Below are 1,362 nucleotides of genomic sequence, written 5' to 3'. Positions count from 1 at the left end.
GATGGGCGGGGATGGGCCCGTCGAGCTGCGCTCGACGGCGGCGCCGATGGAGACCACCATGAAAAGCCCCATCGTCGCGACGACCGATCCGCGTCCCTTCGATGCGTGCGAGGACATTCCGTTCGACGTCGTGCAGCGGCTCGGGCTGGCGTTCACACCACCGGAACACGAGGACGGGCTGCGCTGCCACTTCGACGCGGGCAACTACCAGCTGGCCGTCGAGCCCATCATCTGGCGCACCTACGAACAGTCCCTGGCCCCCGACGCCGTGGAAACCACCATCCAGGGTCACCGGGCCGCGCAGTACTGGGTGATGAAGCCGACCTATCACAACAGCTTCTGGTACTACTCCTGCATGGTCGTGTTCAAGACCAGCTACGGGGTGCTGCAGCAGGCGCTGTACTTCTCGACCGTCTACTCCAACCCGGAGGTGGACTGCATGTCCACCAATCTGCAACGCGCCAACGACCTCGCGCCGTATTACAAGTTCTAATCCCCACAGGGCATAGCGGAGGCTGGCGAGGTAGCCGCACCTGAGGGCACCCAGCTGATCGGTGGCGATCTCCACTGCCTCGACCACGGTCGCAACGTTCTGCAAGATATCGAGACCGCGCTAATCCGATATCTGGCCGAGTGTGCCTCCTAGCTGGATCCCGTTCAGACATCCTTCGCGGGATCCAGGAAACGCCGTCACCGAATTGTGCTGTGGTGCACCGCGGCCAACCGCCGAGCGTCGGGTCTGCTACACCCCGACGGGTTCCGCCCGTTCGGCGGAATGATAACGCGGGCAGGAAAATTGGGGTCCCTCGAACTGGCGGCAGCTACCCCAAGGTCACCCACGAACCTGGAAGGCGTCGGCGACGGCCGCGGATGCCGCCCAGCCGGCAAGCAGCACTACTCCTGCGGCGGCAGCTCGTGCCGCCGCGGATGCTTTAACCTTGAACCCCACGACGCACCAGCCTACCGGTGCGAGCAACTCATTTCATATAGACGTTGACGGGCGTGAAACGGAAGGCTCGATGGGATGCTCGTTGCTAGCCACTGTGGCATCAGCGATGTCGTAGCGAGCCCAGCCGGCATTGGCTCCCAGCCCGCCTGTCCCAATTCCGGCCGCCTTCAACCCGGTAATGGGCGTGAGCGGGCCGGGAGCAAGCCATTCCCCCGGGCCCGGGGTTGGCGTTGGCGTCGGCAACGGTTGGCCATCGCTCGCTGGCAGGTTGCCGCTGTCGCCCGAGCTAAGCAGGCCGGGGGGGAGTTGTTCTGTGGGACTGTGGTCCCCGATGGCTTGAGGCACCTGTGATACCGAGCAGCCGGGACAGCGACCCCAGTAAATGACCTCCGCACCGTCGAGTTGGAAGCCGC

General features: G+C 64.6%; 1 protein-coding gene. It reads left to right on the top strand.

Annotation, left to right across the window (positions count from 1 at the left end):
• On the top strand, positions 1-493 hold a 493-nt coding region (locus tag BN4348_RS59120; RefSeq protein ID WP_066917783.1), incomplete at its 5' end, for a DUF3558 domain-containing protein.
• Between the last annotated feature and the right edge of the window lie 869 nt (positions 494-1,362).

Origin of the sequence: Mycobacterium interjectum (genome assembly GCF_900078675.2) — a bacterium.
Taxonomy (GTDB): domain Bacteria; phylum Actinomycetota; class Actinomycetes; order Mycobacteriales; family Mycobacteriaceae; genus Mycobacterium; species Mycobacterium interjectum.
The sequence above is the reverse complement of the archived record's forward strand: the minus strand, read 5'-3'. Positions and strand labels throughout refer to the sequence as shown.